Source organism: Pseudomonas sp. PD9R, from assembly GCF_019200975.1.
Lineage (GTDB): Bacteria > Pseudomonadota > Gammaproteobacteria > Pseudomonadales > Pseudomonadaceae > Aquipseudomonas.
The window spans coordinates 33,575-55,494 of the sequence record NZ_JAHTMR010000006.1 but is presented as its reverse complement, the minus strand read 5'-3'; the positions used below and the strand labels follow the sequence as shown (position 1 = coordinate 55,494).

Here is a 21,920-nt window from a genome sequence, read left to right as displayed (position 1 = left end):
GCTCCATCAAATCAATTCACCGGAGTTGCAGCCATGCCCATTGCCTTACTCGCGCTGACCCTCAGCGCCTTTGCCATCGGGACGACCGAGTTCGTCATCGTTGGCTTGTTACCCACCATCGGCGCCGACCTCGGTGTCAGTCTGCCGTCCGCCGGCCTTCTGGTCAGTTTGTATGCGCTGGGTGTGGCCGTTGGCGCCCCGGTGCTGACTGCCCTGACCGGAAAAGTACCGCGCAAATTACTGCTGCTGTCGCTGATGGTGCTGTTCACTCTCGGCAACCTGCTGGCCTGGAAAGCGCCGAGCTACGAGTCGCTGATCATTGCACGGATCGTCACCGGCTTGGCGCACGGGGTATTTTTCTCGATTGGTTCGACCATCGCCACCAGTCTAGTGCCCAAGGAAAAAGCCGCCAGCGCGATCGCCATCATGTTCACCGGCCTGACCGTAGCGCTGGTTACCGGCGTACCGCTGGGGACTTTCATCGGTCAGCATTTCGGCTGGCGTGAAACCTTCCTCGCCGTGTCGGCACTGGGTGTAATCGCCTTTATCGGCAGCCTGCTCTATGTGCCGAAAAACATCGCCCACAGCAAACCCGCTTCGCTGTTGCAGCAATTGCAGGTGCTCAAACAACCTCGCCTGTTGCTGGTGTACGCCATGACAGCGGTCGGTTACGGCGGTTCGTTCATCGCCTTCACCTTCCTGGCGCCAATCCTTCAGGACATTTCCGGTTTCAGCGCCAGCACCGTCAGCCTGGTGCTGCTGGTGTACGGCATCTCGGTCGCCGTCGGCAACATTTGGGGCGGCAAACTGGCGGACAAACGCGGCCCGATCAGCGCCCTGAAAATCATCTTTGCCTTGCTCGCCGCTGTGCTGTTTGTACTGACCTTTACCGCTGGAAATCCATGGCTGGCGCTGGCAACCGTGCTGGTCTGGGGTGCCGTGGCGTTCGGTAATGTGCCGGGGTTGCAGGTGTATGTGGTGCGTCAGGCCGAGCATTACACCCCGAATGCCGTGGACGTGGCTTCCGGTCTGAACATCGCCGCGTTCAACCTCGGCATCGCCGGTGGCGCGTGGGGTGGCGGCTTGATCGTTGCGCACATGGGCTTGATCCATACCGCGTGGATCGGTGGCCTGGTGGTGTTGGTGGCGCTGGCGTTGACTGCGTGGAGCGGTCGCCTTGACCGGTTAGGCCCGGTGTATGCCGAGAGCTCAACCCGAACCGTCGCCAGCCACTAACCCTCCTGTAGGAGCTGTCGAGTGAAACGAGGCTGCGATCTTTTGATCTTGCTTTTTAAAGACAAGATCAAAAGATCGCAGCCTTCGGCAGCTCCTACATGGCGAATACCATCCGTAGTCCCGCCGAAACTTTCGTCGCCACCCGACAGTCATCAAAAGATCAGGGGCACTCAGACGGGAGGGCGACATGGCGGCGATTCATATCGGTATTTCAGGTTGGCGCTATACGCCGTGGCGGGGGGACTTCTACCCAAAGGGTTTGCCCCAGAAACGCGAGTTGCAGTTCGCGTCACGGGCCGTCAACAGCATCGAAATCAATGGATCGTTTTACGCCCTGCAGCGGCCTGAGCGTTATGCCCAGTGGTACAGCGAAACTCCGCCGCACTTTATATTCAGCGTCAAAGCCCCACGGTTCATCACCCACATCAAGCGTCTGCGCGATATCCATAAACCTCTGGCAAATTTCTTTGCTTCCGGAGTTCTGGAGCTGAAGGAAAAACTCGGTCCGATCCTCTGGCAGTTTCCACCCAACTTCAAATTCGATGCCAGCCTGTTCGAAACCTTCCTCGAACAATTGCCTCGCAATACCGAACAGGCTGCCGCCCTCGCCCGCCAGCACGACTCGCACGTGAACGGCCACACCAGCCTCAAGGCGCAGAAGAAACAGGCCTTGCGCCATGCCGTGGAAATTCGCCACGACAGCTTTGTTGATCCCGCCTTTGTCCGCCTGCTCAAACGCTACAACACCGCTCTGGTCATCGCCGACACCGCCGGCAAATGGCCGTACCGCGAAGACATCACCAGCGACTTCGTTTACCTGCGCCTGCACGGCGACGAAGAACTCTACGCCAGCGGCTACACCGCCCAGGCATTGAAGCGCTGGGGCGAGCGGATCGAGGCCTGGCATGGCGGGCACCAACCGACGGATCCACACCTGATCGCACCTCGGCAAAAACCCAGGGCGCGCAAGTCCCGCGAAGTCTTCTGCTATTTCGACAACGACGTTAAAGTCCGTGCGCCCTTCGATGCGCGTCGTCTGCTCGAACGCTTCGACCTGGACAAAGACCTGGCCACTGCCCCCGGCGAACCGGCGGCCGAAGGAGTGCTGTCATGAGCATTCCCGAGCCGGTCGGCGTCACCGATGAACAGACGCCAATCATCAATGCGGTGCACCGTTTTACGGTACTGACGGTCAACACCCACAAGGGTTTCACCGCGTTGAACCGGCGTTTCATCCTGCCGGAGTTGCGCGAGGCGGTGCGCAGTGTGTCCGCCGATGTGGTGTTTTTACAGGAGGTTCATGGCACCCACGAACAGCATCCGCAGCGCTACAGCAATTGGCCCGCGATTCCACAATACGAATTTCTCGCCGACACCCTGTGGCCGCAGTTCGCCTACGGACGCAACGCGGTTTATCCGGCGGGAGATCACGGAAATGCGCTGCTGTCGAAATTCCAGATCGTGCGCCACGACAACCTCGACGTGTCCATCAGCGGCCACGAGAATCGCGGCGTCCTGCATTGCGTGTTGCGACTGCCCGGCGAAGGTCCGGAGGTCCATGCGATATGCGTTCATCTGGGCTTGCGCGAAACCCACCGCAGCGAACAACTGAAGCTGCTGGCCCGACGCCTGGAAGAATTGCCAGACGATGCGCCGGTGATTGTCGCGGGCGATTTCAACGACTGGCGCCAGCGCGCCGATGCCTTGCTCAAACCCTGTGGTCTGCGTGAAGTGTTCGCCGAACATCATGGCAAACCGGCACGCAGTTTCCCCGCGAGACTGCCGGCCCTGCGCCTGGACCGTATCTATGTGCGCAACCTCAAGGCCAGCCAGCCGCAAGTGCTGACAACCCGCCCCTGGTCGCACCTTTCGGATCACGTACCGCTGTCGGTGGAGATTGAGCTATGAGCGCCTCGCTGATGGATGAAACCACCGTGGAACCGATTGCCGCGCCACCGATGAACGAGCCCGCAGCGGTCGACGTCGAGTATCGCTGGCAAGGCAACAACCGCGTGGAATTGCTGGAGAACGGTGAAGCCTATTTCCCTCGGGTGTTCGAGGCCATGCGTCAGGCCAAAGACGAAATTCTCCTGGAAACCTTCATTGTGTTTGAGGACAAGGTCGGCGAAGAACTGAAGGCCGTGCTGATCGACGCGGCACAGCGCGGCGTGCGCGTCACCGCCAGTTTCGACGGGTTTGGTTGCGGAGAACTCAGCACCGGTTATCTCAGCGCCCTCAGCGCCGCCGGTGTGCATTTGCAGATGTTCGACCCGGCGCCCAAGCACTTGGGTATCCGCACCAACTGGTTTCGCCGACTGCACCGCAAGATCGTGGTGGTGGACGGGACGATTGCGTTCCTTGGCGGGATCAACTTTTCCGCCGACCACCTGGCCGACTACGGCCCCGAAGCCAAACAGGATTACTCGGTTGAAGTACAAGGCCCGGCGGTGGCCGATATTCATCACTTTGCCCTGCTGCAATGCGGTCGCCCGAACCGAGCCAAATATTGGTGGCAACGACGCCGGCAGCGACGCTCGGAAATGGCCTTCAGCGATCACGATGGTCAGGTGCGGTTGGTCTATCGCGACAACGGTGAGCACACCACCGATATCGAAGAGGTTTACCGGCAAGTCCTGCGCAGCGCAAAACGGCGCGTGGTAATCGCCAATGCCTACTTCTTTCCCGGTTATCGACTGCTGCGTGAGATTCGCAACGCCGCCCGCCGAGGCGTGGAAGTGAGGCTGATTTTGCAAGGTCAGCCCGACATGCTGGTGGCTAAACTGGCGGCGCGCATGACCTACGATTACCTGCTCAAGTCGGGCGTGCAGATTCACGAATATTGCCAGCGCCCATTGCACGGCAAGGTTGCGCTGGTGGACGAAGACTGGAGCACCGTCGGCTCCAGCAATCTCGACCCGTTGAGCCTGTCGATGAACCTGGAGGCCAACGTGCTGATCCGCGACCGCGCCTTCAATCGCCAACTGTTTGATCGCCTCGAAGATCTCAGCAACAACCACTGCAAGGCGATGTCTGCCGACAAGGCGCCGCGCGGTCGGGTCTGGCACATGACCGTAGGCTTTCTGGTGTTTCACTTCCTGCGGCATTTTCCGGCGTGGGCCGGTTGGTTGCCAGCCCACAAGCCACGCCTGAAAGCCGTCCCCCCATCCGACCGGGAGCGATCACCATGAGCCGCGCTGACACTCACTCCGCGTCCCATGCCGAGCACCCGCCCAAGTCACGCCTGGGCCGCTGGAAACGACCGCTGACGATGCTGTTTTTTCTGGCGCTGATCGCGCTGTTGACGATGTTCGCCGAGCGCATCGAATGGAACGAAGTGTTCGATACCCTGGCCGATTTCAAAGTGCGCACCTTGATCATCGCCTCCGCGCTGACCCTGGTGAGTTTTCTGGTGTACGCCTGCTTCGACCTGATCGGCCGCACCTACATTCGCCAGGACCTGACATGGAAGCAGATCCTGCCGGTGGGCATCATCAGCTACGCCTTCAACCTCAACCTGAGCGCCTGGGTCGGCGGCATTGCCATGCGTTATCGGTTGTATTCGCGACTCGGCGTGAGCAAAGCCAACATCGCGAAAATCCTCGGCCTGAGCCTGGCGACCAACTGGTTTGGCTACATGGTTATCGCCGGGGCGATATTCAGCAGTGGCCTGGTGCGCATGCCGCCCGGCTGGAAGCTGAGCAGCGACGCGCTACAGGGCATCGGCGTGTTGCTGCTGTTGGTGAGTGCGGGGTATCTGGCGGCTTGCCGGTTCTCCAAGCGCCGGGAGTGGGCGATTCGCGGGGTTGAAATCAACCTGCCGTCGCTGCGCATGGCGGTCCTGCAGCTGGCCCTCGGCGCGCTGAACTGGTCGCTGATGGCAGCGGTGATATTCACGCTGTTGCCGAGCAAACTGGACTATCCGCTGGTGCTTGGCGTTTTGCTGATCAGCGCCATCGCCGGGGTCATCACCCATATTCCGGCGGGGCTTGGGGTGCTGGAAGCAGTGTTCGTGGCGCTGCTGCAACATGAGGTGTCGCGAGGCAGCCTGGTGGCAGGCTTGCTGGCGTATCGGGCGATTTATTTTCTGTTGCCGTTGTTGATCACGCTGGTGATGTATCTGCTGGTGGAGGCCAAAGCGAAGGCGTTACGGATCTCGAAAAAGCCCAAGGATTAGAAGCAAAAATCAAAAGTTCGCAGCCTTCGGCAGCTCCTACAGGATCGGTGTGGGAGTTGCCGAAGGCTGCGATCTTTTTACGATGATTGAATAATGCTCAACCGCTCGCCCACCACCATTTCCGTGATCCAGTCCACGAGGATCGAGGTGTACGCCTGCTGTGAAACCGGATCACTCAAGGCATGGTCAGCACCGTCGATAATGCGGTGTGTCAACGAGTGAGTCTGCTGACACGCCGCGCGATAACTCATGATGGTCGCGTGGGGCACATAGTCATCGGTTTCGGACTGAACCAGCAGTACATCCCCGGTAAATTGCGAACAGGCATGCAGCGCCCGATTACTGTCGGCTCGTACCAAGGTGCTGCGGTAATCGCGCAGGTCGAGTTTGTCCAGATCACGCTTGGGCGTGTGCCATTTATCATCGCGATACAGCGCCGGCACTCGCAGCGCCAGCCAGCGCACGGGACGCAAAGACGTGAGGATCGAGGCCAGGTAACCGCCGTAACTGGTGCCGACCACGGCAATCGCCGACGTGTCGAGCGCCGGATGGGAGAGCAATCGGTCATAGGCTGCCAACAGGTCGCGCAGGTTGTCCTCACGGGTCACCCGCGACAGCGCAATGCCGGTGCCGCCAGTGTGCCCGCGCAGGTCGAAGGTCAGGCAAACACAACCCAACCCGGCAATCCCTTTGGCCCGCTCCAGGTCCCGCTCCTGACTACCGCCCCAACCGTGCACGAACAACACGCCGGGGACCTTTGATTTAGGACTCAGAAAAGTCCCGCTCATTTGTTCATCGTCGATGTCGATTTGAATGCTTTCGCTTCTAGCCGTCATAGGATTTGACCGTTACGTACTTGAGTAGAAAATCGCTGTTTTGCGCCGGCCCGCGGTACACCTCGATAGCGTCCACCGGCAGCGGTTGATCGATGTAGGTTTCTACCGAAGACACGCGAATCGCGCGCATCCCCGGATCATTGATGAAGCTCTGCAACGCAGCCACTTCGGCACTGCTGGCGCCGCCCATGCGCCAGGATTGTTCGAGCACGCCGCTGCGTTGCTGGCCGTCACTGCCCACGCCTTGGGCGATGTCGTAATTGCGTCGTGACGCGTAAAAACCGGGATAGGCTTCATCGGCGGCACTGTCGAACACCTGCGCCTGCTGGATCGCCAGTCGCACATCGTCGGGTAGATCCAGCGCCAGCAGATCGTCATAGCCACCTTGCACCACCAGCAGGTTTGAGCCGCCATACACTTGCTCGCCGTGAGCATCCTCGGTCAAGTATTGATCACCGCAGTAACTCAGCACCGTGTCGCCGATGAAACTCTGACCGACGCTGTGGGTGATCACTTGATCGAGATCCTGCTCCAGCACCACGCCTTCAGTGAACAGGTTTTGTGCCTCGGGCCGAGCGAGGATTTCATCGAACTGGTCGAGGCTTTTGATTACTTCCTGGCCACGTCCGGCGCAAGCATGAATCGGTTTGAGGCGGATCGGACCGCTATAGAGCAAATGCTCCGCCGCAGGTCGCGCATCGTCGAGGGAAAACACACTCAAGCCATCGAGCACCACATTGCGCACCCGCTCGGAAAACAGCGGCGCCCAGCCTTGCGGGGCATGCGCAAGGTGATTGCGTAAACCATGGCTGATGGCTTTGGTGCAGATGAAGTCATGCTCGACGTAACCGCCCCACAAATCTTCCGGACCTTTCACACCCAACTGTCGGGCGGCAGCAGCACCCACCAGCGTCTGGGTCGGCAATAGATAAAGATCGCGACCGCGATGCTGCTGCGGATCATAACTGCCGCCATATTTGAACCCGAGAATGTGCGCCAGCCAACGGGCCAGCGCGCGATTGGTTTCGATTTCATGCTGCGGCGCATCGGCGTTCACCGAATGGGCGACCACCAGTTTTTTGCGGCTTGTTGGGGTCATGCGTCCCCCTTCAATCGGCGCTAGATGAATGTAGCTCTAAGGGTGCAGAGATCAGGCCAACGGTGGATGTCGAAGAACGCTTTTCATATCAGTGAGTTGCAAAAACGGTGATGGCACAATCCCGTTTTATTCTGCACGACGGCTTTCAGGATTCCGGCAATTTGCACGATTCACGGTCCACTGCTGAACCTGTGGGAGTGAGCCTGCTCGCGATAGCGAACTATCAGGCAGCACTGATTTTGAATGTGACGGCCCCATCGCGAGCAGGCTCGCTCCCACAGGATCTGAGGTGTTGGGACTAGCGGGTCGCAGCACTCGGCATCACCCCAAACCGCGTCCGGTAATCACTCGGTGCCAACCCGGTAATCTTCTTGAACGTTGAACGAAACGCCCCTGGGTCCTGATAGCCCACCGTCCAGGCAATGTGATCAATGGTGCCGTTGGTAAATTCGAGCATTTCCCGGGCCTTGCCGACTCGCAGGTGCTGGCAGTATTCGGTCGGTTTGAGCCCGGTCGCCGCGCGGAATCGGCGCAGGAACGTGCGTTCTTCCAGCCCTGCCCGCTCGGCCATCACCGTCAGCGAAACGTCGGTAGCGCCGGTGCTTTGCAGCCAGTGCTGCACCTTGAGAATCGAGGCATCGCCATGGCTGAGAATCGGCGCGAAATTGCTGCCACACTCGCTGGCGCTGTCACTGTGTTCCACCACCAGAAAACGCGCGGTGCCGGTAGCAATGCTCGGCCCCAGCAGGCGGTCTACCAACCGTAGCCCCAGTTCAGCCCAGGCCATCAATCCGGCGGTGGTAATCAGGTCGCCGTCATCGACGATCGGCGTATCAGCCTTGAGCTTGATCGTCGGGTAACGCTCGGCGAAGGTCTTGGCGGACGTCCAATGGGTGGTAGCGCTACGACCATCGAGCAGGCCGGTTTCGGCCAACAAAATGGAACCCACACAAACACCGCCGAGGGTCGCACCGTTGGCGTGTTGCTGGCGCATCCAGCGAATCAACGCCTGCGGTGCCTGGCCTTCGGAAAACCCGGCAATCGACGGCGGAATCAATACCGCGACCAATGCGCCGTCCACGCCAGGATAGCTGTCGAACACCCGCGTCGGCGCTTGCTCGCCGTCAACCAGCCAATGGCTGACCCGCAGTAACGGCAACTGTGCAGCCTGATGTTCGGCGGCGATCCGGTTGGCGACCCCGAACAGGTCCGTCAATCCATGCACCGCCGCCATCTGCGCGCCGGGATAGATCAACACGCCCAGTTCGGCGATTGCCCGTTGTGCGTCCATTGTCAGTTTTCCCCCTTCTATTGTCGGTGCGGCCAATCCTCGAATGGCCTGCCACAGCCAATACTTGATTCCACACCAACAAGCACTTCGAGGAAACAGTCATGGCCAAGCAAGCACTCATCGTAGTCGATATCCAGAACGACTACTTCCCCCAAGGCAAGTGGCCGCTGGTCGGCACCGACGCCGCTGCGGACAACGCGGTACGCCTGCTCAAAGCCTTCCGCGACGCCGGTGATTCGGTGGTGCACATCCGCCACGAGTTTACTTCCGAGGAAGCACCTTTCTTCACCCCAGGCTCCGACGGCGCGAAGCTGCACCCTAAAGTCCTCAATCGCGCCGACGAGCCGGTGGTGCTCAAGCACTTCGTCAACGCCTTCCGCGAAACCGAGCTGAAATCGATCCTCGATGAGCAAGACATCAAAGAACTGGTGGTCGTCGGCAGCATGAGCCACATGTGCGTCGACGGTATCACCCGCGCAGGCAACGACCTCGGCTACAGCGTCACGGTGATCCACGATGCCTGTGCCTCCCGCGACCTGGACTTCAACGGCCTCACCGTGCCAGCGGCCCATGTTCACGCTGCCTTCATGTCGGCCCTGGGTTTTGCCTATGCCAGCGTGGTGTCCACCGACGAATTCCTGGCCGCCAGCCATTAAACAATTGGCGTTGCCGCAAGTCGGGCAACACCCGGAAACACAAAAGGCCAGTAGCGCTTGCACGCTACTGGCCTTTTCTTTCATACGTTCAAAAATCTCACGCGTGAGCCATTGTGAGCCGCAAAAATTGACTGTAGTGTTTTCACGCGTGAGATGTTCACAACGGAGTTGGCACCATGAAAAGCAGCTCTCCACCAGGTTCGACCGTCGGGCCTGCAAGCGATACAGCGAGCAAAAAGGGAGAGCGCTCGAAACCGGCCGCGAAAAAACCATCGAGCTTTTATATGAAGCAGATGCGTGCGGGCCTGAGTGCCGCCGGTTATGTGAAACACGAGACTTGGGTGCTTCCCGAAAACCGAAGCCTGCTCAAGCAGATGGAGAAACAGCTACGCCAACCGATTCTGGCTGGCTCATTCATGTCGGAGAATTACATGAGCGCAGGTAACAACTGGACCATCGATCGCCTGTTCAGCGCCCTTCAGGCCCTGGATGAAGTGGTATCTCAAGAAATCACCCTTTCCCTCGTTCAAGGCTCCGAGTCCAGCATCAAGCTGGAAATGAACGAGTTCGGCGGCCTGCCGATTTACATCGCCGTGGTGGGCGAGCAGATCATTGTCGACACCGTGCTGATCGACATTGAATCGATCAGCGACGTAAGCGGTTTCAACGATGCCGTGCTGCGCAGCCGTGAACTGTTCCCGCTGTCCTCGATCGGCATCGAGACCATGCCGAACGGGCAAACCGTCTACAACATGTTCGGCTCCCTGAGCTCCGATTCCAGCCTGACCAACGTAGTCACCGAGGTCAAAACCCTGGTCGACAACGTGCATCGCGCCAGCGAAGCCTTCGAACATTTCTTCAAGTAATCATTTCTTCCAAGCTATCAGGAACAGGGAATATCCAATGACTCAGTCCATCTGGAGCAAGTTGTTCACCGCATTGCGTGGCGGCGCCAGCGAAGTCGGTGAATCGATCGTCGACCAACAGGCCCTGCGCATCCTCGACCAGGAAATCCGCGACGCCGACGCCGCTTTGGCCAACGCTCGCCGCGAGCTGGTCACGATCATGGCCAAGCACAAACTGTCGGCCGATCGCGTGAGCGAGTACAACGCCAAAATCAAGGACCTGGAATCCAAGGCACTGGCTGCGATCCAGGCCAACCGCGAAGACCTGGCGCTGGAAGTGGCCGAAGCCATTTCGACCATCACCAATGAACTTGATGTCGAGCAAAAGCAGTGCACCGAATTCGGCACCTACGTCGACAACATGCGCAAAGACATCAACAAGGCTGAATCGCGCATCAAAAGCCTGCGCCAGCAAGTGGACATGGCCAAGGCCCGCGAAAGCGTGCAAAAGGCCCAGGTCAGTGCCTCGATCGCCAGTGGCGGCGCCAACGGCAAGCTGGAAACTGCCGTCGGCACCTTGAACCGCCTGCAAGCCAAGCAGCAACAACGCGCGGCTGAACTGAACGCCCAGGACGAACTGGCCGATGCGTCGACCGGCACGGACCTGGAACGTAAACTGCGCGAAGCCGGCATCACCCCGGATCAGGGCAGCGCCAACGCGATTCTGGAACGCCTGAAGAAACAATCGGCCGAGTAACTGGCCCACGTTGCCGGATGCATAACCTGTGGGAGCGAGCCTGCTCGCGATGAGGGTGGATCAGTCGACATCAATGTTGCCTGACAACACGCTTTCGCGAGCAGGCTCCCACAATCGATTGCGTTTCAGTTTTCGTTGAGCCGAGGTCAAGGATGGACGCCCTGAAGGGTTTCAAGACAGTCGCCGCTCTGGCGATTTTCATGGTCGCGCTGCAAGTATTCAATGCGGCGACCGGCTACAGCCTTTTGGCCTTCGGCCTTGTGCCACGGACCCTGCATGGCCTGACCGGCATCATCGCCTCGCCTTTTTTGCACGCCTCCTTTGCGCACCTTGGCGCCAACCTGATTGCTTTTTTAATCCTGGGTAGCCTGGTGATTGTCGAAGGGCTCCACCGGTTCATCGTCGTCAGCGCAATCGTCATTTTGCTGGGTGGCGGCCTGGTCTGGCTGTTCGGTTTTTCCGGTGCGCACATCGGGGCCAGCGGCTGGGTATTCGGGCTGTGGGCATATATTCTGTCGCGCGCCTGGTTCCAGAGGAGCTGGGGCAACCTGATCACGGCCAGTGTTGTGGCCCTGCTCTATGGCGGTCTTATTTTTGGTTTTCTACCCCGTCAGGGCATTTCCTTCGAAGGACATATCTTTGGTGCGCTCGCCGGGTTTATTGCAGCCAAGGTACTTTTCTCTGCGCCGCGCAGTAGGTTAAATGCCGCCCGGTGACAACACTTGAACATGTCTGCATCGCCTCTATTCCCCTCAAGGAAGTCTGTAATGGGATGGTTTAAAAAGTTGATGGGGCTTGAAGCCCCGAACGCGAATACACACTCGCAGTGGACAGAAAACCCGACAGGCAACCTCAACCTGCCCACCGGCCCCTTGGGCCTGGCGTTTGGCAAGAGTCTGATGTTCGACTCAACCCTGAAATTGCTGATCGATGGCAAAACCACCGTCGCCATCCCCGACTCCCAGCAGATCTGGAGCGCCGGCACCATTGAGCTCGGTCAGTCGACCTGGCTGTCGCGCTACTACATGAACGACGAAGACCACTGGTTGCAAGTGCACACCACCGGTGACATCGCCGGGCAGGTCGAGTCGGTCATCCTGTTCAACTATCTCAGTTATGTCACCGTCAGCAGCGAAGGGGAGCTGCGTCGCCTGGCCGGCCCAGACAGCCTGATCGGTTTGCCGACGTACACCCACGACGGCATCGAGTACACCCGCGAATGGGGGACCGAGGCCGGCCAGACAGAACTGGTGGCACTGAGCGAACACCTGAGCAATCCGGATGACAGCTACCGCATCGAGCATCATTCGATGCTGTACGCCCGCGAAACCGGCCTGACCAATCGCCGGGAGTTCCTGCTGTTTTCCGTAGAAGAAGATGCCGAGGGCACCATCAGCCTCAGCACTTCGCTGGGTATCTCGCTGTACACAACCGACATCACCATTTTTTAAGACGGAAGACGTCCATGCTCGAAGCACTCTCCATCTCCTTGAACAAAGCCGCGGTACTCGGGTTCGTTTCGTACATTGTCGGTGCGGCCGTACTGTTCGCATTGTTCCAGTTCATCTACACCCGAATTACTCCGCACAAGGAGTTCGAACTGATCCGTGAAGGCAATGTTGCGGCAGCGATTGCCCTGGGCGGCGCGATGATCGGCTTCGCTATTCCGGCCAGCAATGTCATCGCTTACTCGATCAGCATTCTGGATTTCGTCGTTTGGGCGGTGATCGCCGCGTTCGTCCAGCTGTTGGCGTTCCTGACGACCAGCCTGGTACTCAAAGGCGCCTCTGAGCGCATTCAAAAAGGTGAAATCGCCGCGGGTATCTACGTCGCGGCAGTGGCCATCAGCGTCGGCATGTTGAACGCCGCGTGCATGACCCCTTCCCAGAACTGATTGCGCGGAGATCCCGATGAAACGAAGCAAGTACGTTCAGCTGTCGCTGGCGGCGTCGGTTGCCATGGCAATATCAGGCTGCGGGCCGACGGAAAAAACCTACGCCGTGCAGAAAAAGTACAACTTTCAGTCCGTTCAACAGTGCGCCGATGAAAAGCTCCCGGTCGACGTTTGCTCTGACGCCTACATGACCGCCATGGCCGAGCATCGCCGTATTGCACCGGTGTACGACAATCAGGCTGATTGCGAAGCCGACTTCGTCGCCGACTGGTGCCAGCAGGACTCCGCCGGCAAATTCATTCCCCGGCTGGGCGGTTTCGAACTGACGGCGGATGGCCAAGTCACGCAATCCCAAGTCGACGCGGCCACGGCACAGGTGTCTGCTGCGCAGGCCAGCAACGGCGGCTCGGGTTTCTCCACCGGCAGCCTGCTGACCGGATTGCTGATCGGCAACATGCTGAGCAATAACCGAAACAGCTACTACTCCGAACCGGTGTACCGCTATCGCGATGATCGCGGCAGCTATGCATCCTCTACGCTCGGCCAGCGGATTGCCAAAGGCACCACCTTCACTCGGTCCGACCAGGCGAAGTACGGCGGCGGTTACAGCGCCTCGACCAGCCGCACGACCAGCAAGCCGATTTCAGTGGCCTCCTCCACGTCTCGTGGTGGCTTCGGCAGCAAGGCCAGCGCACGCAGTGGCTGGGGCGGCGGGTCGAGCAGTTAAGGAAACAAGGCGATGAAAAAAATCCTCTGCGCAGAACGGCATGACTGGAAACAGACCGCCGAAAGTCTCGGCTTTCTGTTCCACACCATCGACGACGAACCCTATTGGGACGAGCGCGCGTATTACCAGTTCACGCTCAAGCAGATCGAGAACGATCTCGAAGACCCGACCACCGAGATCCATGAGATGTGCATGGACCTGGTGGCCCGTGCGGTGCAGAGCGAGGAGTTGCTGGAACGCCTGAGCATCCCCCCGGCGTACTACGACCTGATTCGAACGTCATGGCTCGAAGGCCACCCGCATCTGTACGGGCGCATGGACTTCTCCTACAACGGCAGCGGCCCGGCCAAACTCCTGGAACTCAATTACGACACGCCCACCAGCCTGTATGAAGCTGCGGCATTTCAGTGGGGCTGGCTGGAGCAATGCATCGAGCGCGGTTTGCTGCCCACGCACGCCGACCAGTTCAACAGCATCGACACCAAGCTGCATCAGGCCTTTGCACAACTGCAACTCAAGCAGCCCTTCTATTTCGCCTCGATGAAAGACTCGGTCGAGGACAAGGGCACGACCGACTACTTGCGCCTGATCGCGGAAAAGGTCGGAATCGAATCAAGGCACATTGATCTTGAAGACATTGGCCTCACCAGCAACGGACGTTTCGTCGACCTGGAGGATCGATGGATTCCTCACCTGTTCAAGCTGCATGCCTGGGAGTTCATCTTCCACGAACCCTTTGGTGCAGCGATTGCCCAAAGCGATACGCAGTTTTTCGAACCGGCCTGGAAATCGATCATTTCCAATAAAGGCATCCTGCCGCTGCTGTGGGAATTCAACAAAGGTCACCCGAACCTGCTGGCGGCCCATGTGGATATCGATCCCGGCAAAGATGTGCCCAAGGGTTGGGTGCGCAAGCCATTCTTTTCCCGGGAAGGTGCCAACATCGAGTTGCAAACCGCCGAAGGCCTGATCGTAAAGGAAGACGGTCCCTACAACGACGCGCCATTTATCCTTCAAGAGTTCGCGCCACTTCCGAAGTTTGGCGAGAGCTATACCTTGATCGGTTCCTGGGTGATTGGCGATCAGGCTGCCGGCATCGGCGTGCGCGAAGACAACAGTCTGATCACCAAGGATTCGAGCCGGTTCCTGCCGCACCTGATACTCGGCTGATCGATTTATCGCCCACAAAAAAGGCCCGGGCTATTAGCGTGGGGCCTTTTTGTTTAGAGCGGGTGCAGCGGCTTGTCAGAACGGAATATCGTCATCAAAGCTGTCGAAATCCGGAGCCGGTTGCGGTGCGGCCTGCGGTGGAGCCGGGCGCGACTGTTGCGGTGCCGACTGCTGCGGACGCGGAGCTTGCTGACGTGGAGCCGACTGCTGGTAGTTGTTACCACCCCCGCCCTGTCCCTGTTGGTCGCCCTGAGGACGGCCGCCCAGCAGTTGCATGGTGCCTTGCATGTCGACCACGATTTCAGTGGTGTAACGCTTGATGCCGTCTTTTTCCCACTCGCGGGTCTGCAGTTTGCCTTCGATGTAGACCTGCGAACCTTTACGCAGGTACTCGCCAGCGATTTCTGCAACTTTGCCGAACATCGACACGCGGTGCCATTCGGTCTTTTCGACTTTCTGACCCGTTTGCTTGTCAGTCCACTGCTCGCTGGTCGCCAGACTCAGGTTGGTCACGGCGTTGCCATTCGGCAGGTAACGAACTTCAGGATCCTGGCCGCAAGTGCCGACCAATATGACTTTGTTAACCCCACGGGCCATTACGTTCTCCTAGGCTACGCACGCTGCCTCGGCCGGGTTGTTCACCAGGCGCTCAAGGGTGGTGCGATCCAATAATTCGGTGTCCAGTTTGATGTAAATCGCGGCTTCATCGGCGACGATTACTGCATCTGTTACCCCTACGACCGCCTTAAGGCGCTCAACCAGACCCGCTTCGCGGATCGCCTCAGGCGACAACGGCAAGCGCAGGCTTGTAACGTAGGGAGGTTCGCGCATGGTAACAGCAAAGGCCAGCCAGAGGGCAGCCAGACCAGCGCATCCGAGGAACACAACCGACAAACCGCCGTGCTGGAACAACCAGCCGCCGAGAATGCCCCCCAGTGCCGACCCAAGGAACTGACTGGTAGAATAAACCCCCATCGCCGTGCCCTTGCCGCCTGCCGGTGAAACCTTGCTGATCAGCGACGGCAGCGAGGCTTCCAGCAAATTGAACGCAGTGAAAAACACCACCGTTCCGATCACCAGAGCGCGCAAGCTATCGCCGAACTGCCAGAAGAATAGCTCAGTGAGCATCAGCGTCACGACGGCACCGAGCAAAACTCGTTTCATTTTGCGTCGTTTCTCACCGTAGATAATGAACGGGATCATGGCGAAGAAGGAAATCAGCAGCGCGGTCAGGTACACCCACCAATGCTGCTCCTTGGGCAGCCCGGCTTTTTCGACCAGCGCCAGCGGCAAGGCAACGAAACTCGACATCAACATCGCGTGCAGCACAAAAATACCCAAGTCCAGGCGCAGCAGGTCCGGGTGCCTGAGCGTCGGAATCAGCGCCTGGCGCGCAACACCGGATTCACGGTGCTGCAACGGGCCAGTGGAGCGCGGCACCATGAACATCACGATCACAATGCCGAACAGCGCCATGCCACCGGTGGCCAGGAACAGCCCCGACAGGCCGAAGGCACGGGTCAGCAACGGCCCGACCACCATGGCGACCGCGAACGACAGACCAATCGTCATGCCGATCATGGCCATGGCCTTCGTCCGATGCTGCTCACGGGTCAGGTCTGACAACAACGCCATGACCGCCGCGGAAATCGCACCGGCACCTTGCAGGATTCGACCGGCAATCACGCCCCATATCGAATCCGCGTTGGCGGCCAGCACGCTGCCGAGGGCGAACACGATCAAGCCGAGGTAAATTACCGGACGACGGCCGATGCGATCGGAAATGAAGCCGAAAGGAATCTGGAAGATCGCCTGGGTCAGGCCGTAAGCGCCAATCGCCAGCCCAATCAGGGCCGGGGTCGCTCCCGCCAGATCCATGCCATAGGTCGCCAGGACCGGCAACACCATGAACATGCCAAGCATACGGAAGGCGAACACCAGGGCCAGACCGCTCGCCGCGCGGGTCTCGCTGCCACTCATGCGTTCGCTGTGGGGATCGTGCATGGAAAAACCTCATGTGAACCGGCGGCGATTCTACCAGTCCCATCGATTGCCGGGGTATATCGCGACGCTTTGACGCGTGTAGATGACAGAGCTTTCATGTAAGCCAACTATCTCATCGCTCGATAGTGTGCATCCATCCAGTATTTCGCCGTATACTCCTACGTTTTCGACGCCCGCCAAGCGAGGCCACTTTGGACAAGATCCTGATTCGTGGGGCTCGAACCCACAACCTGAAGAACATCGACCTTACCCTGCCACGGGACAAGCTGATCGTCATTACCGGTCTGTCCGGTTCGGGCAAGTCGTCACTGGCATTCGACACGCTGTATGCCGAAGGCCAGCGCCGTTACGTCGAATCGCTGTCGGCCTATGCCCGTCAGTTCCTGTCGATGATGGAAAAGCCTGACGTCGACACCATCGAAGGCTTGTCACCAGCCATCTCGATCGAACAGAAATCGACCTCGCACAACCCGCGCTCGACGGTCGGCACCATCACCGAAATCTACGACTACCTGCGCCTGCTTTATGCGCGCGTCGGGATTCCACGCTGCCCGGATCACGACATTCCGCTGGAAGCGCAGACTGTCAGCCAGATGGTCGACCTGGTCCTCGCCCAACCGGAAGGCAGCAAACTGATGCTGCTGGCCCCGGTGATTCGCGAGCGCAAGGGCGAACACCTGTCAGTTTTCGAAGAGCTGCGTGCCCAGGGTTTCGTGCGAGCCCGGATCAACGGCAAGCTCTGCGAGCTGGACGAACTGCCGAAGCTGGATAAACAGAAGAAGCATTCGATCGACGTCGTGGTTGACCGTTTCAAGGTTCGCGCAGACCTGCAACAACGCCTGGCCGAATCCTTCGAGACCGCGCTAAAACTGGCGGACGGCATCGCCCTGGTGGCACCGATGGACGACGAACCGGGTGAAGAGATGATCTTCTCCGCACGCTTCGCCTGCCCGATTTGCGGCCACGCCATCAGCGAACTCGAGCCGAAGCTGTTTTCCTTTAACAACCCGGCCGGCGCCTGCCCGACTTGCGATGGCCTGGGTGTTAAGCAGTTCTTCGACATCAAGCGACTGGTCAACGGCGAGTTGACCCTGGCTGAAGGCGCGATTCGTGGCTGGGACCGGCGCAACGTTTATTATTTCCAGATGCTCGGCTCGCTGGCCGCGCACTACAAGTTCAGCCTGGAAGTGCCGTTCAACGAACTGCCAGCCGATCAGCAGAAACAAATTCTGCACGGCAGCGGCTCGCAAAACGTCGACTTCAAATACCTGAATGACCGTGGCGACATCGTCAAACGTTCGCATCCGTTCGAAGGCATTGTGCCGAACCTTGAACGTCGCTATCGCGAAACCGAGTCGGCTTCCGTACGTGAAGAGCTGGCCAAGTTCCTCAGCACCCAGTCTTGCCCTGACTGCCGCGGCACCCGTCTGCGCCGTGAAGCGCGACACGTGTGGGTCGGCGAGAAAACCCTGCCGGCAGTGACCAACCTGCCTATCGGTGACGCTTGCGATTACTTCGGTGAGCTGAAGTTGACCGGCCGCCGTGGCGAAATTGCTGACAAGATCCTCAAAGAAATTCGCGAGCGCCTGCAGTTCCTGGTCAACGTCGGCCTCGACTATTTGTCGCTGGATCGCAGCGCAGACACATTGTCCGGTGGTGAGGCCCAGCGTATCCGTCTGGCCAGCCAGATCGGCGCCGGTTTGGTCGGCGTTCTGTACATCCTCGACGAACCGTCGATCGGCCTGCACCAGCGCGATAACGACCGCTTGCTCGGCACGCTCAAGCACCTGCGGGACATCGGCAACACGGTAATCGTCGTCGAACACGATGAAGACGCGATTCGACTGGCCGACTACGTGGTGGATATCGGCCCGGGCGCCGGGGTTCACGGCGGGCATATCGTCGCCGAGGGCACGCCAGCAGAAGTCATGGCTCACCCTGATTCATTGACCGGCAAGTACTTGTCGGGCCGGGTGAAGATTGCAGTCCCGGCCAAACGCACGCAGCGCAACAAAAAACTGTCGCTGTCGCTCAAGGGCGCTCGCGGCAACAATCTGCGCAATGTCGATCTTGAGATTCCAATCGGCCTGCTGACTTGCGTAACCGGTGTGTCCGGCTCAGGCAAGTCGACGCTGATCAACAACACGCTCTTTCCACTCAGCGCCACGGCGCTTAACGGCGCGACGACGCTTGAAGCTGCCGCTCATGACAACATCAAGGGCCTTGAGCATCTGGATAAGGTCGTTGATATCGACCAGAGCCCGATCGGGCGCACGCCGCGCTCCAACCCGGCGACCTACACCGGGTTGTTCACTCCGATTCGCGAGCTGTTCGCCGGCGTGCCAGAGTCGCGTTCTCGCGGTTACGGTCCAGGGCGTTTCTCCTTTAACGTCAAAGGTGGACGCTGCGAAGCCTGCCAGGGCGATGGGCTGATCAAGGTGGAAATGCACTTCCTGCCAGACATCTATGTGCCGTGCGACGTGTGCAAGAGCAAGCGCTACAACCGCGAGACTTTGGAGATCAAGTACAAGGGCAAGAACATTCACGAAACCCTCGAAATGACTATCGAGGAAGCCCGGGACTTCTTCGACGCCGTACCGGCTCTGGCGCGCAAGCTGCAGACGCTGATGGATGTCGGCCTGTCGTACATCAAGCTAGGGCAGTCGGCGACTACGTTGTCCGGTGGCGAAGCTCAGCGGGTGAAACTGTCCCGCGAGTTGTCCAAGCGCGATACCGGCAAGACCCTGTACATCCTCGATGAACCGACCACGGGCTTGCACTTCGCGGATATTCAGCAATTGCTCGACGTACTGCATCGTCTGCGTGACCACGGCAACACAGTCGTGGTGATCGAGCACAATCTGGACGTGATCAAGACCGCTGACTGGCTGGTGGACCTGGGGCCGGAAGGCGGTTCCAAGGGCGGGCAAATTATTGCCGTCGGCACACCGGAAGAAGTTTCGGAGATGAAGCAGTCTCACACCGGCTACTACCTCAAGCCGCTGCTGGCTCGCGACAGGGACTAAGTCCGACTCACGAAAAAGCCCCTGTCACTTTGCCGGTGACAGGGGCTTTTTTGTATCTGCTATCAGGTGTGGGACTGCAGGTAGTTCTCGAGACCGATCAACTTGATCAGACCCAACTGCTTTTCGAGCCAGTAAGTGTGATCTTCTTCGGTGTCATGCAGCTGAACCCGCAACATTTCGCGGCTTACATAGTCCTTGTGCTGCTCGCATAGCTTGATGCCTTTGCACAGTGCAGCACGGACTTTGTATTCCAGGCGCAAATCGGCTTCTAGCATCTCGGTAACTGTGGTACCGACATCCAGATCATCCGGACGCATGCGCGGCGAGCCCTCGAGCATCAGGATTCGGCGCATCAGCGCATCGGCGTGCCCTGCTTCCTCTTCCATCTCGTGGTTGATACGTTCGTAGAGCTTGGTGAAACCCCAGTCCTCATACATCCGCGAATGGACGAAATATTGATCACGCGCGGCCAGTTCGCCGGTCAGCAACGTGTTGAGGTAATCGATAACGTCTGGGTGGCCTTGCATCGCCCTACATCTCCCTGCTTGAAAGTCTGTAGTTTGAACCACGACGACTGTTTGGTCACTCCGTTTACGCGATAAAAGCGAAGATATTCTGAGAAAAGTGGTTTAAATAACGCAAAAACCGCCAAAACAAGGGCGATTCTGCTTCTCATTTAGACTTCGCTCACCTGTACGTTGAGTAGCGTTGCGATTGCTTCTCCATACGCCGGATCAGCCTTGAAAAAATGCTGCAATTGGCGATCAACGACATCGCTCGACACCCCAGCCATCGCCCCCGCAATGTTACTGACCAACAACGCCTTCTGCTCATCGCTCATCAGACGGAACAGCGCACCGGCATGGCTGTAGTAGTTGGTATCTTCGCGATGGTCGTACCGATCGGCAGAACCGCTTAAAGCTAATGCAGGCTCAGCGTAACGAGGTGCTTGTTTCGGCGAGTCCACATAGCTGTTTGGCTCGTAATTCGGAGCCGAACCGCCATTACTTCCGAACGCCATCGAACCATCGCGCTGGTAGCTGTTTACCGGGTTGCGTGGGGCGTTTACCGGCAATTGCTGGTGGTTGGTGCCCACACGGTAACGATGAGCATCTGCGTAAGCGAACACTCGACCTTGCAGCATGCGGTCTGGTGACAGACCGACACCAGGCACCATGTTGCTTGGGCCAAAGGCTGCTTGCTCGACCTCAGCGAAATAGTTGAGCGGATTGCGGTTCAGTTCCAGTACACCGACCTCAATCAGCGGGAATTCTTTCTGCGACCACGTCTTGGTTACATCAAACGGGTTCTCGTAGTGCGCCGCAGCCTGCGCCTCAGTCATGACCTGGATGCAAACACTCCATTTTGGGAAATCACCGCGCTCAATAGCCCAGAACAGGTCACGCTGGGCATAATCCGGGTCAGTACCGGCCAGGCGTGCAGCTTCTGCCGGCGCAAGGTTCTTGATCCCTTGCTGGGTTTTGTAGTGCCACTTTACCCAACGACGTTCGCCGCTGGCATTGATCAGGCTGTAGGTATGACTGCCGAAGCCGTGCATGTGACGGTAGCCATCAGGAATGCCGCGATCGGAAAACAGGATGGTGACCTGGTGCAGCGCCTCAGGAGAGTGCGACCAGAAGTCCCACATCGCCTGCGCGCTTTTCAGGTTGCTTTGCGGCAGACGCTTTTGAGTGTGGATAAAGTCCGGGAATTTCAGCGGATCACGGATGAAAAATACTGGCGTGTTGTTGCCGACAATGTCCCAGTTGCCTTCCTCGGTGTAGAACTTCAATGCAAAACCACGCGGATCGCGCTCTGTATCCGCCGAACCGCGCTCACCGCCAACGGTGGAAAAGCGCAGGAAGGTTGGCGTTTGCTTGCCAACAGCTTCGAACAGTTTGGCGCTGGTGTATTGGGTGATGTCGCGAGTAACGGTAAACGTTCCGTAAGCACCCGAGCCTTTGGCATGTACACGGCGCTCAGGGATGTTTTCACGGTTGAAGTGGGCGAGCTTCTCGATCAGGTGAAAGTCGTCGAGTAGCAACGGGCCACGAGGTCCGGCGGAACGGGAATTCTGGTTATCGGCGACAGGAGCGCCACTGGCGGTGGTAAGCGTTTTATTTTGGCTCATGCGATCTCTTCCTTTGTCTGTCTCAAACTGCCGGCTATCGGCTGAGAGGAAGTATTAATGAACCACATGACACC

The 21,920-nt window shown here is 58.7% G+C and carries 20 protein-coding genes and 1 pseudogene; 14 read left to right on the top strand and 7 right to left on the bottom strand.

Annotated elements, in window-relative coordinates; genetic code table 11:
• Positions 1-33: 33 nt before the first annotated feature.
• From KUF73_RS14030 to KUF73_RS14010, 5 genes and pseudogenes are all read left to right on the top strand, one after another.
• Positions 34-1,236 carry an MFS transporter gene (locus KUF73_RS14030; protein ID WP_218438592.1) on the top strand — a complete coding sequence of 401 codons (1,203 nt, stop codon included), beginning with the start codon at positions 34-36 and terminating at the stop codon, positions 1,234-1,236.
• 187 nt (positions 1,237-1,423) lie between these two features.
• Positions 1,424-2,350, top strand: a complete 927-nt coding sequence (locus KUF73_RS14025) for a DUF72 domain-containing protein (RefSeq protein WP_218438591.1) — start codon at positions 1,424-1,426, stop codon at positions 2,348-2,350.
• Complete coding sequence (locus KUF73_RS14020; protein ID WP_218438590.1) at positions 2,347-3,144, top strand: endonuclease/exonuclease/phosphatase family protein; 798 nt, start codon at positions 2,347-2,349, stop codon at positions 3,142-3,144. The genes KUF73_RS14025 and KUF73_RS14020 overlap by 4 nt, the downstream gene beginning before the upstream one ends.
• A pseudogene (gene clsB, locus KUF73_RS14015) lies at positions 3,141-4,434 on the top strand (cardiolipin synthase ClsB). The gene KUF73_RS14020 and the pseudogene clsB overlap by 4 nt, the downstream one beginning before the upstream one ends.
• Positions 4,421-5,410: a lysylphosphatidylglycerol synthase domain-containing protein gene (locus KUF73_RS14010; protein WP_218438588.1), complete on the top strand. Its 990-nt coding sequence runs from the start codon at positions 4,421-4,423 to the stop codon at positions 5,408-5,410. The pseudogene clsB and the gene KUF73_RS14010 overlap by 14 nt, the downstream one beginning before the upstream one ends.
• A 77-nt stretch (positions 5,411-5,487) precedes the next feature.
• Here the strand turns inward: KUF73_RS14010 and KUF73_RS14005 are convergent, their stop codons facing one another.
• From KUF73_RS14005 to KUF73_RS13995, 3 genes are all read right to left on the bottom strand, one after another.
• Entirely contained in the window at positions 5,488-6,246 is a 759-nt protein-coding gene (locus tag KUF73_RS14005; protein WP_218438587.1) for a S9 family peptidase, read from the bottom strand.
• Complete coding sequence (locus tag KUF73_RS14000) at positions 6,236-7,345, bottom strand: DUF3182 family protein (protein WP_218438586.1); 1,110 nt, start codon at positions 7,343-7,345, stop codon at positions 6,236-6,238. The genes KUF73_RS14005 and KUF73_RS14000 overlap by 11 nt, the downstream gene beginning before the upstream one ends.
• 298 nt (positions 7,346-7,643) lie before the next feature.
• On the bottom strand, positions 7,644-8,636 hold the full coding sequence (locus KUF73_RS13995) for a GlxA family transcriptional regulator (RefSeq protein WP_218438585.1): 993 nt from the start codon (positions 8,634-8,636) through the stop codon (positions 7,644-7,646).
• 101 nt (positions 8,637-8,737) lie between these two features.
• On the opposite strand from KUF73_RS13995, the gene KUF73_RS13990 reads away from it, so the two are divergent.
• From KUF73_RS13990 to KUF73_RS13955, 8 genes are all read left to right on the top strand, one after another.
• Positions 8,738-9,292, top strand: a complete 555-nt coding sequence (locus KUF73_RS13990) for a cysteine hydrolase family protein (RefSeq protein ID WP_218438584.1) — start codon at positions 8,738-8,740, stop codon at positions 9,290-9,292.
• Positions 9,293-9,576: 284 nt separating this feature from the next.
• Positions 9,577-10,158 carry a YjfI family protein gene (locus tag KUF73_RS13985; protein WP_218438583.1) on the top strand — a complete coding sequence of 194 codons (582 nt, stop codon included), beginning with the start codon at positions 9,577-9,579 and terminating at the stop codon, positions 10,156-10,158.
• Between the two features lie 37 nt (positions 10,159-10,195).
• Positions 10,196-10,894 carry a PspA/IM30 family protein gene (locus KUF73_RS13980; protein ID WP_218438582.1) on the top strand — a complete coding sequence of 233 codons (699 nt, stop codon included), beginning with the start codon at positions 10,196-10,198 and terminating at the stop codon, positions 10,892-10,894.
• 152 nt (positions 10,895-11,046) lie between these two features.
• Positions 11,047-11,610, top strand: coding sequence for a rhomboid family intramembrane serine protease (locus KUF73_RS13975; protein ID WP_218438581.1), 564 nt, complete (start codon positions 11,047-11,049; stop codon positions 11,608-11,610).
• Positions 11,611-11,661: 51 nt separating this feature from the next.
• Complete coding sequence (locus KUF73_RS13970) at positions 11,662-12,345, top strand: DUF2491 family protein (protein ID WP_218438580.1); 684 nt, start codon at positions 11,662-11,664, stop codon at positions 12,343-12,345.
• A gap of 14 nt (positions 12,346-12,359) precedes the next feature.
• Entirely contained in the window at positions 12,360-12,788 is a 429-nt protein-coding gene (locus tag KUF73_RS13965) for a DUF350 domain-containing protein (RefSeq protein ID WP_218438579.1), read from the top strand.
• 16 nt (positions 12,789-12,804) lie between these two features.
• Entirely contained in the window at positions 12,805-13,515 is a 711-nt protein-coding gene (locus tag KUF73_RS13960; RefSeq protein ID WP_218438578.1) for a DUF1190 domain-containing protein, read from the top strand.
• Between the two features lie 12 nt (positions 13,516-13,527).
• On the top strand, positions 13,528-14,685 hold the full coding sequence (locus tag KUF73_RS13955; protein ID WP_218438577.1) for a glutathionylspermidine synthase family protein: 1,158 nt from the start codon (positions 13,528-13,530) through the stop codon (positions 14,683-14,685).
• Between the two features lie 75 nt (positions 14,686-14,760).
• Here KUF73_RS13955 and KUF73_RS13950 read toward each other — a convergent pair whose 3' ends face one another.
• Positions 14,761-15,282 (bottom strand): single-stranded DNA-binding protein, encoded by a 522-nt coding sequence (locus tag KUF73_RS13950; protein WP_218438576.1) that lies wholly within the window; start codon positions 15,280-15,282, stop codon positions 14,761-14,763.
• Positions 15,283-15,291: 9 nt separating this feature from the next.
• A complete protein-coding gene (locus tag KUF73_RS13945) occupies positions 15,292-16,689 on the bottom strand; it encodes an MFS transporter (protein ID WP_218438575.1) in 1,398 nt (465 codons plus the stop codon).
• Positions 16,690-16,880: 191 nt separating this feature from the next.
• Here KUF73_RS13945 and uvrA point away from each other — a divergent pair, with 191 nt between their 5' ends.
• Positions 16,881-19,715, top strand: coding sequence for an excinuclease ABC subunit UvrA (gene uvrA / locus KUF73_RS13940; protein ID WP_218438574.1), 2,835 nt, complete (start codon positions 16,881-16,883; stop codon positions 19,713-19,715).
• A 62-nt stretch (positions 19,716-19,777) separates the two neighbouring features.
• Here the strand turns inward: uvrA and bfr are convergent, their stop codons facing one another.
• Together bfr and KUF73_RS13930 are read right to left on the bottom strand one after the other, a co-directional pair.
• Positions 19,778-20,242 carry a bacterioferritin gene (gene bfr, locus KUF73_RS13935; protein WP_218438573.1) on the bottom strand — a complete coding sequence of 155 codons (465 nt, stop codon included), beginning with the start codon at positions 20,240-20,242 and terminating at the stop codon, positions 19,778-19,780.
• 149 nt (positions 20,243-20,391) lie between these two features.
• Positions 20,392-21,846, bottom strand: coding sequence for a catalase (locus KUF73_RS13930; protein WP_218438572.1), 1,455 nt, complete (start codon positions 21,844-21,846; stop codon positions 20,392-20,394).
• Between the last annotated feature and the right edge of the window lie 74 nt (positions 21,847-21,920).

Coding starts and splice junctions, on each gene's coding strand:
- KUF73_RS13985 (WP_218438583.1), top strand. CDS start 9,577: ATGAAGCAGATGCGTGCGGGCCTGAGTGCCGCCGGTTATGTGAAACAC.
- KUF73_RS13970 (WP_218438580.1), top strand. CDS start 11,662: ATGGGATGGTTTAAAAAGTTGATGGGGCTTGAAGCCCCGAACGCGAAT.
- KUF73_RS13945 (WP_218438575.1), bottom strand. CDS start 16,689: ATGCACGATCCCCACAGCGAACGCATGAGTGGCAGCGAGACCCGCGCG.
- KUF73_RS14005 (WP_218438587.1), bottom strand. CDS start 6,246: ATGACGGCTAGAAGCGAAAGCATTCAAATCGACATCGACGATGAACAA.
- KUF73_RS13995 (WP_218438585.1), bottom strand. CDS start 8,636: ATGGACGCACAACGGGCAATCGCCGAACTGGGCGTGTTGATCTATCCC.
- KUF73_RS13930 (WP_218438572.1), bottom strand. CDS start 21,846: ATGAGCCAAAATAAAACGCTTACCACCGCCAGTGGCGCTCCTGTCGCC.
- KUF73_RS14010 (WP_218438588.1), top strand. CDS start 4,421: ATGAGCCGCGCTGACACTCACTCCGCGTCCCATGCCGAGCACCCGCCC.
- KUF73_RS14030 (WP_218438592.1), top strand. CDS start 34: ATGCCCATTGCCTTACTCGCGCTGACCCTCAGCGCCTTTGCCATCGGG.
- KUF73_RS13975 (WP_218438581.1), top strand. CDS start 11,047: ATGGACGCCCTGAAGGGTTTCAAGACAGTCGCCGCTCTGGCGATTTTC.
- KUF73_RS14020 (WP_218438590.1), top strand. CDS start 2,347: ATGAGCATTCCCGAGCCGGTCGGCGTCACCGATGAACAGACGCCAATC.
- KUF73_RS13955 (WP_218438577.1), top strand. CDS start 13,528: ATGAAAAAAATCCTCTGCGCAGAACGGCATGACTGGAAACAGACCGCC.
- KUF73_RS13960 (WP_218438578.1), top strand. CDS start 12,805: ATGAAACGAAGCAAGTACGTTCAGCTGTCGCTGGCGGCGTCGGTTGCC.
- KUF73_RS13965 (WP_218438579.1), top strand. CDS start 12,360: ATGCTCGAAGCACTCTCCATCTCCTTGAACAAAGCCGCGGTACTCGGG.
- bfr (WP_218438573.1), bottom strand. CDS start 20,242: ATGCAAGGCCACCCAGACGTTATCGATTACCTCAACACGTTGCTGACC.
- KUF73_RS13980 (WP_218438582.1), top strand. CDS start 10,196: ATGACTCAGTCCATCTGGAGCAAGTTGTTCACCGCATTGCGTGGCGGC.
- KUF73_RS13990 (WP_218438584.1), top strand. CDS start 8,738: ATGGCCAAGCAAGCACTCATCGTAGTCGATATCCAGAACGACTACTTC.
- KUF73_RS14025 (WP_218438591.1), top strand. CDS start 1,424: ATGGCGGCGATTCATATCGGTATTTCAGGTTGGCGCTATACGCCGTGG.
- KUF73_RS14000 (WP_218438586.1), bottom strand. CDS start 7,345: ATGACCCCAACAAGCCGCAAAAAACTGGTGGTCGCCCATTCGGTGAAC.
- KUF73_RS13950 (WP_218438576.1), bottom strand. CDS start 15,282: ATGGCCCGTGGGGTTAACAAAGTCATATTGGTCGGCACTTGCGGCCAG.